The sequence below is a fragment of the Micromonospora sp. NPDC002411 genome, assembly GCF_053592955.1.
This window is the reverse complement of sequence record NZ_JBSFBM010000322.1, coordinates 1-7635: the sequence shown is the minus strand read 5'-3', so window position 1 is coordinate 7635 and position 7635 is coordinate 1. Positions and strand designations below refer to the sequence as shown.

8 protein-coding genes are annotated in these 7635 nt (G+C 75.7%); all 8 read left to right on the top strand.

Translation table 11 applies throughout. The annotated features are described in order from the left end of the window. A partial coding sequence (locus tag ACWCO3_RS28190) for a VWA domain-containing protein (RefSeq protein ID WP_450012907.1) occupies positions 1–880 on the top strand: 880 nt, incomplete at its 5' end. Positions 881–935: 55 nt separating this feature from the next. Further along, positions 936–1547 (top strand): cob(I)yrinic acid a,c-diamide adenosyltransferase, encoded by a 612-nt coding sequence (gene cobO, locus ACWCO3_RS28185; protein ID WP_145781404.1) that lies wholly within the window; start codon positions 936–938, stop codon positions 1545–1547. Then, on the top strand, positions 1547–2905 hold the full coding sequence (locus ACWCO3_RS28180) for a cobyrinate a,c-diamide synthase (protein ID WP_450012909.1): 1359 nt from the start codon (positions 1547–1549) through the stop codon (positions 2903–2905). Before cobO ends, ACWCO3_RS28180 begins: the two co-directional genes overlap by 1 nt. Next, a complete protein-coding gene (gene cobI, locus ACWCO3_RS28175; RefSeq protein ID WP_145781409.1) occupies positions 2902–3642 on the top strand; it encodes a precorrin-2 C(20)-methyltransferase in 741 nt (246 codons plus the stop codon). Before ACWCO3_RS28180 ends, cobI begins: the two co-directional genes overlap by 4 nt. Continuing rightward, the gene (cobM, locus tag ACWCO3_RS28170; protein ID WP_450012904.1) at positions 3639–4472 is read left to right on the top strand and encodes a precorrin-4 C(11)-methyltransferase; all 834 of its coding nucleotides are present in this window, start codon (positions 3639–3641) and stop codon (positions 4470–4472) included. Before cobI ends, cobM begins: the two co-directional genes overlap by 4 nt. Then, complete coding sequence (locus ACWCO3_RS28165) at positions 4469–5620, top strand: cobalt-precorrin-5B (C(1))-methyltransferase (protein ID WP_145781413.1); 1152 nt, start codon at positions 4469–4471, stop codon at positions 5618–5620. The genes cobM and ACWCO3_RS28165 overlap by 4 nt, the downstream gene beginning before the upstream one ends. Then, positions 5617–6933 carry a precorrin-6y C5,15-methyltransferase (decarboxylating) subunit CbiE gene (gene cbiE / locus ACWCO3_RS28160; RefSeq protein ID WP_450012902.1) on the top strand — a complete coding sequence of 439 codons (1317 nt, stop codon included), beginning with the start codon at positions 5617–5619 and terminating at the stop codon, positions 6931–6933. The genes ACWCO3_RS28165 and cbiE overlap by 4 nt, the downstream gene beginning before the upstream one ends. Continuing rightward, a partial coding sequence (locus ACWCO3_RS28155) for a cobalamin biosynthesis central domain-containing protein (protein ID WP_450012900.1) occupies positions 6921–7635 on the top strand: 715 nt, incomplete at its 3' end. The genes cbiE and ACWCO3_RS28155, both read left to right, overlap by 13 nt.

Below are 7635 nucleotides of genomic sequence, written 5' to 3'. Positions count from 1 at the left end.
CGGGTCGGTACGCGGCCAGATCCGCCCACCGTTGCGGTCCACCCGCGACCAACCGGCCTCGTCCATCGCGGTCGGTGCCCCGGTGCTCACTCAACGAATGGTTCTACGGTCAGCTCATGGTGGCGCTGCACCGCTGGGCCGGCGTTCGCGGGCCCGCACCGGGCGGGGGCGCACCACAGGGGCCCGGGTGCCGAACGGTCGGGTCGGTGCGCTGCACCTGCCGGCGACAGTCCGCGCCGCCGCGCCGCACCAGGCGTCACGGGGGCGGCTGACCGGCCCCCTGCGGTTGCGTCCGGACGACGTGCGTGAGGCGGTCCGGGAGGGGCGCGAGGGCAACCTGGTGCTGTTCGTGGTGGACGCCAGCGGGTCGATGGGCGCCCGGCAGCGGATGACCGCGGTGAAGGACGCGGTGCTCGCGCTGCTCACCGACGCGTACCAGCGGCGGGACAAGGTCGCGGTGATCGCCTTCCGGGGCGCCGACGCGCGGACGGTGCTGCCGGCCACCTCGTCGGTGCTGGCCGCCTCGACCCGGCTGACCGAACTGCCCACCGGTGGGCGTACGCCGCTGGCCGAAGGGCTGCTCGCGGCGGCCGACCTGCTGCGGGTGGAGCGCCTGCGCGACCCGTTGCGGCGTCCCCTCGTCCTCGTCGTCACCGACGGCCGGGCCACCGCCGGCACCCGCCCGCTGGACCGGGCGGCGGGAGCGGCGGCGGTCCTGGCGGCGACGGGCGCTCCCTGCGTCGTCGTGGACTGCGAAACCGGCCCGGTACGCCTGAACCTGGCGCGTCGTCTGGCGACGCAGTTGCACGCGCCGCACCACCCGCTGGCCGCCCTCACCCACCCGCCTGCCCGGGATGCCGGGCTGCCGGTGGCGGCGTGACGGGGGCACCGATGGCCCATCGACACCGCAGGATCGCGCGAAGGGGAGATCGCTGATGCCGCAGGGACAGCCGAGTGTGGTGCCCGCCGACGGGTTGACGACCCGGCAGCGGCGGCATCGGCCACTGCTCGTGGTCCACACCGGACAGATGAAGGGGAAGTCGACGGCCGCGTTCGGGTTGGCGCTGCGGGCCTGGACGGCCGGCCTGCCGATCGGCGTGTTCCAGTTCGTCAAGAGCGCCAAGTGGCGGGTGGGGGAGGAGAACGCCTTCCGGGCCCTCGGCGAGGTGCACGAGCGTACCGGCCAGGGCGCACCGGTGGCCTGGCACAAGATGGGTGAGGGCTGGTCCTGGATCCAGCGCGGCGGCGACGCCGACCACGCCGCCGACGCCCTGGAGGGGTGGCGGCAGATCCAGCGTGACCTGGCCGCCGAACGCTACGGGTTGTACGTGCTGGACGAGTTCACCTACCCGATGAAGTGGGGCTGGGTGGACGTGGACGAGGTGGTCGCCACCCTGGCCGACCGGCCCGGTTTCCAACACGTCGTCATCACCGGTCGCGACGCCGACCCGCGCCTGGTCGCCGCCGCCGACCTGGTGGCCGAGCTGACCAAGGTCAAGCACCCGATGGACGCCGGCCAGAAGGGCCAGAAGGGCATCGAGTGGTGATTGCCAGCACCGAACCGTGGTCGCTGCCCCGGGTGGTCGTCGCCGCGCCGGCCAGCGGCCACGGCAAGACGACGATCGCCACCGGGTTGCTCGCCGCGCTGCGCCGACGCGGCCTGACGGTCAGCCCGCACAAGGTCGGCCCGGACTACATCGACCCCGGCTACCACGCCCTCGCCGCCGGCCGGGCCGGTCGCAACCTGGACCCGTTCCTGGTCGGCGCGGAGCGGATCGCCGGTCTGCTGCGGCACGGCGCGAGCGTCCCCACGCCCGCCGACGTCGCAGTGGTGGAGGGCGTCATGGGTCTGCACGACGGTGCGGTCGGCCGTCGCGACTTCGCGTCCACCGCCCACGTCGCCCGGCTGATCGACGCGCCAGTGCTGCTGGTGCTGGACACCACCGCGCAGGGCCGTTCCGCCGCCGCGCTGACGCTGGGCATGGCCGCGTTCGATCCGGCCGTACGGATCGGCGGGGTGATCCTCAACCGGGTCGGCTCGTCCCGGCACGAGACGCTGCTGCGCGACGCCCTCGCCGAGGTGGGCGTGCCGGTGCTCGGGGCCGTCACCCGGGCCGCCGAGGTGGCCGCGCCGGCCCGGCACCTCGGGTTGGTGCCGGTCGCCGAGCGGGCGCCCGAGTCCCTGGCGATCGTCGCCGCGCTCGCCGAGCTGGTCGAGGCCACAGTGGATCTGGACGCCGTGCTCGCCCTGGCCCGCAGCGCCGGACCGCTGACCGCCCCGGCGTGGGACCCGGTCGCGGCCGTCGGTGGGCCGGCCGACGCGGGGCGGCCACGGGTCGCGCTCGCCGGGGGTCCGGCCTTCACCTTCTCGTACGCGGAGACCACCGAACTGCTCACCGCCGCCGGCGCGGACGTGGTCACCGTCGACCCGCTACGTAACCCGGCACTGCCCACCGGCACCCGTGCGGTGGTGATCGGGGGCGGCTTCCCCGAGGCGTACGCGGAGGCGCTGGCCGGGAACGCCGCGCTGCGCGCCGAGCTGGCCGACTTCGACGGGCCGATCGTGGCCGAGTGCGCCGGGCTGCTCTACCTCGGGCGGTCCCTGGACGGCGTACCCATGTGCGGCCGACTGGACCTGACCGCCCGGATGACCGGCCGCCTCACCCTGGGCTACCGCGAGGCGGTGGCGGTCACCGACTCCCCGGTGGCAGTGGCCGGCGAGCCCGTACGCGGACACGAGTTCCACCGCACCACCACCGACCCGGGGCACGGCGACCGGCCGGCGTGGCGGTGGGACGACACCGCGCACGGCTTCGTCGCCGGACGGGTGCACGCCTCCTACCTGCACACCCACTGGGCCGGTCACCCCGAGGCGGCCCGCCGGCTGGTCGAGGCCTGCCGATGACCGCCACGCTGACCGGGGTCGGCGTCGGCCCCGGCGACCCGGAACTGCTCACCGTCAAGGCCGTGCGGGTGCTGCGCGAGGCCGACGTGGTCTTCGTACCCGTGATGGCGGACCGACCTGAACCGGACACCGGGCGGGCCGAGACGACGGTGCGGGACCACGTCCCGGCGGACCGGCTGCGGCGGCTGCCGTTCGCCCTGGACGACCGGGGCGGGGTGACCGCCCGCCGGGCGGCGGCCTGGGACGACGCGGCCCGCACTGTCGTCGAGGCAGTCGACGCCGGCGCGCTGTCGGTGGCCTTCGCCACCATCGGTGATCCCAACGTCTACTCCACCTTCGGCTACCTGGCGCAGAGCGTGCGGGCCCTGCGCCCGGCTGTGCGGGTGGCGACCGTCCCAGGCGTCACCGCGATGCAGGAGTTGGCCTCCCGCAGCGGCATCCCGCTCTGTGAGGGACGTGAACCGCTGACCCTGCTGCCGGCCACTGCCGGGTCGGCGCTGTTCGTCGACGCCCTCGCCGGGCCGGGCACCGTCGTCGTCTACAAGGGCTGGCGGCGGCACCCGGAGCTGCTCGCCGAGCTGCGCCGACAGGGCCGCCTCGCCGACGCGGTCCTCGGGCGCAGCCTCGGGCTGCCCGGCGAACGGGTCGGCCCGGTCGACGCCACCGGGCACGACCTGCCGTACCTGTCGACGCTGCTGGTCCCGGCCCGCCGCGACCACCGAGGAGGAAAACTGTGACTAGCGACGGCACAGTGTGGTTCGTCGGCGCCGGCCCGGGTGCCGCCGACCTGCTGACCCTGCGGGCCGCCCGGGTGATCGCCGAGGCGGACATCGTGATCTGGGCGGCCAGCCTGGTGCACGCCGACGTGCTCGGCCACGCCCGCCCCGACGCGGAGATCGTCGACTCGTCGCAGCTGCCCATCGAGGGCGTGCTGCCGCTCTACCAGCGGGCCGCCGAGCAGGGGCTGACGGTGGCCCGGATCCACTCCGGCGACCCGGCGCTGTGGGGCGCGGTGCAGGAGCAACTGGACCTGTGTCGGGGGCTCGGCCTTTCCGTCGAGATCGTGCCCGGGGTGTCGTCGTTCACCGCCGTCGCGGCGATCGTCGGGCGGGAGCTGACAGTGCCCGAGGTGGCCCAGTCGGTGATCCTCACCCGCCTCGAAGGCGGCAAGACCCCGATGCCGCCCGGCGAGCGGGTCCGCGACTTCGCCCGGCACGGCACCACCATGGCGCTGTTCCTCTCCGCTGCCCGCTCCGGTCAGGTGCAGGCCGAGCTGCTGGCCGGCGGCTACCCGGAGGACACCCCGGCCGTGGTGGCGTACCAGGCGACCTGGCCGGACGAGCTGGTGGTGCGCTGCACTGTCGGCACCCTGGAGGCCACCGTCAAGCAGCACAGGCTGTGGAAGCACACCCTGTTCCTGGTCGGGCCGGCCCTCGCCGCCGAGGGCACCCGTTCGCACCTGTACCACCCCGGCCACTTCCACGGCTTCCGCCGGGCGGAGCCGGCCGCCCGCGCCGAGCTACGCCGCCAGGCCACCGGTCGCCCCGGGGGAACAGGCACACCATGACGTACCCGGAGCCGCCGCTGCGCGAGCCGGACCTGCCGCGTACCGCGAAGGTCCGGCCCACCGCGCTGCGTACCGGCTGGACCACCGGCGCGTGCGCGACGGCGGCGGCCAAGGCGGCAGTCACCGCGCTGGTCACCGGGGAGATCCAGCCGGACGTGGAGATCGGGCTGCCCGCCGGACGGCGGGTGCGCTTCCCTGTCGAACGCTGCGAGGTGACCGGCAACCCACCGGTGCGCGCCGAGGCTGTCGTCGTCAAGGACGCCGGGGACGACCCGGACGTCACCCACGGCGCGGAGCTGACCGCCACGGTGGGCTGGACCGACGTGCCCGGTCTGCGGCTCGCCGGCGGCGTCGGCGTCGGCACTGTGACCAAGCCCGGCCTCGGCCTCGCGGTCGGCGGCCCGGCGATCAACGACACCCCCCGCCGTATGATCGGCGAGGCGGTGGCCGAGGTGGTCGACCTCGCCGAGGTCGGCGTACGCGTGGTGATCAGCGTGCCCCGGGGCGAGATCATGGCCCGCAAGACCACCAACCGGCGGCTCGGCATCCTCGGCGGCATCTCGATCCTCGGCACCACCGGGATCGTCCGCCCCTTCTCCACAGCGTCCTGGCGGGCCAGTGTCGTGCAGGCCGTGCACGTGATGGCCGCCCAAGGGGAGCGGACGGTGGTGCTCTGCACCGGTGGGCGTACCGAGCGGGCTGCCCGCGCGCTCCTGCCCGACCTGCCCGAGGTCTGCTTCGTCGAGGTCGGTGACTTCACCGGTGCCGCGGTGACCGCCGCCGTGGGCGACGCGATGACCGGGGTGGTCTTCGTCGGCATGGCCGGCAAGCTGGCCAAACTCGCCGCCGGTGTGCTGATGACCCACTACACCCGCTCCAAGGTGGACCTCTCACTGCTCGGCGCGGTGACCGCCGAGGCCGGCGGTGACGAGGCCCTCGTCGCCGCCGTGACCGAGGCCAACACCGGGCGGCACGCGTACGAGCTGTGGGAGGCCGCCGGGCTGCTCGAACCTGCCGGCGACGCGCTCTGCCAGCGGGTCCGCCAGGTGCTGCGACGCTTCGCCGGGCCGACGGTCACCGTGGACGTGGCGATGGTCGACTTCGCCGGTGCGCGCGTCGTCGCCTCGTCCGGCCGGTGGCCCCGATGACCCGGATGGAGCCGGCGACCCCGATGGATCCGGGGGTCGGCGTGACAGTGGTCGGCCTCGACGCGGCGGGCGCTCCGCCGCACCCCGCGCTCGCGCCGGTGCTGGCCACCGCCGGGCTGGTCGTCGGGGCCGCGCGGCACCTGGCAGCGGTGCCCGTACCGGCCGGCGCGGACACCGTCACCCTCGGGCCGCTCGCCCCCGCCCTGCACCGCCTCGCCGACGCCGTCGCCGCCCGGGTACCGGCCGTCGTGCTGGCCAGCGGCGACCCGGGCCTGTTCGGCATCGTCCGTCGGCTGCGCGCCGCGGGGCTGCCGCTGCGGGTGGTGCCGGCGGTGTCCAGCGTGGCTGCCGCGTTCGCCCGCGCCGGCCTGCCCTGGGACGGCGCCGCCGTGGTCACCGCGCACGGCCGTGACCTCCGACCGGCGCTGAACGCCTGCCGCGCGCTGCCACTGGTCGCGGTGCTCACCGCGCCCGGCGCCGGCGCGGCCGAGCTGGGCGCGGGCCTGATCGGCTGGCCCCGCCGCCTGCTGGTCGCCGAGCACCTGGGCACCGACGCCGAACGGATCCACGACGTGACCCCCGAGCAGGCCGCCACCGGGACCTGGGCCGACCCGCACGTGGTCCTCAGCCGCACCGACGCTGAGCCCGCCGTGCTCGCCGACGCTGCTTCACCCCAGGCGTCTGCCGACGCCGTGCCCGATCCGGTCACCGCCGGCGGGATGCGCGTCGACAACCAGCCGGCCGCCGCGCCGGCCGGTGGGTGGGCGCTGCCGGAGATCCGGTACGCCCACCGCGACTCCATGATCACCAAGTCGGAGGTGCGTGCCCTCGTCGTCGCCCGGCTGCGCCCCCGGCTGGGCCGGCTGGTGTGGGACGTCGGCGCGGGCAGCGGCTCGGTCGGCATCGAGTGCGCCCTGCTCGGCGCGGCCGTGCTCGCCGTCGAGCAGGACCCCGAGGCCGGCGCCACCATCCGGGCCAACGCCACAGCGCACGCGGTCACCGTCCGGCTCGTCACGGGGCGAGCCCCGGAGGCGCTGGCCGGGTTACCCGAGCCGGACGCCGTCTTCGTCGGCGGTGGCGGCGCTGACGTCCTCGCCGCCGTGGTGGGCTGCCGGCCCGAACGGGTGGTGCTGACCCTGGCCGCCCTGGACCGGGTCGCACCGGCGGTGGGTCTGCTGCGCGCCGCCGGTTACACGGTCGAGGGCAGCCAGCTGTCCGCCGCCCGCCTCGCCGACCTGCCCGGCGGGTCGATCCGACTCGCGGCCACCAACCCGGTGGTCGTCCTCACCGGGGAGCGCCAGTGCCCGACCTGACAGTGACCACCCGCATCGGACTGGTGGCCGCCACCACCGCCGGCCGCCGGCACGCCGACACCGTGGCCGCCGCATGGCCGCACGCCCGCCTGGTCGAGGGGGACACCGTGGCCGACGCGCTGCGGTCCGCCTGGGCCGGCTGTGACGCGGTGGTCGCGTTCCTGGCCACCGGAGCGGTGGTACGGATCCTCGCGCCGCTGCTCGGCGACAAGCACAGCGATCCCGCCGTGGTGGTCGTCGACGAGGCGGCCCGGCACGCCGTGGCGCTGCTCGGCGGGCACGCCGGCGGCGGCAACGACCTCGCCGAGCAGGTGGGCGCACTGCTGGACGCCCGACCGGTGATCACCACCGCCACCGACGCCGTCGATCTGCCCGGGCTGGACACCCTGGGCTGGCCGGTGCAGGGCGCGGTCGCCGCGGTGTCCCGGGCCATCCTGGACGGCGAGCCCGTCCAGCTGATCGCCGACGCCGACTGGCCGCTGCCCGCCCTGCCACCGAACGTCCAACCCCCGGCCGACACCCACGGGGACGCCAACACCGACGGGGACACCGCCGGCGGCGGGTACCGGCTGCTGGTCACCGACCGGGTGGTGCCGCTCGACGAACAGGTCGCCGCCTGGGCGATCTGGCGTAGCGGTATCTCCGCCGCGAAGATCCAGCCGGAGGACTCCACGGCTGTCTTCCTCACCCTCCTGGTGTTCG

Coding starts and splice junctions, on each gene's coding strand:
- cobO (WP_145781404.1), top strand. CDS start 936: ATGCCGCAGGGACAGCCGAGTGTGGTGCCCGCCGACGGGTTGACGACC.
- cobI (WP_145781409.1), top strand. CDS start 2,902: ATGACCGCCACGCTGACCGGGGTCGGCGTCGGCCCCGGCGACCCGGAA.
- ACWCO3_RS28165 (WP_145781413.1), top strand. CDS start 4,469: ATGACGTACCCGGAGCCGCCGCTGCGCGAGCCGGACCTGCCGCGTACC.
- cbiE (WP_450012902.1), top strand. CDS start 5,617: ATGACCCGGATGGAGCCGGCGACCCCGATGGATCCGGGGGTCGGCGTG.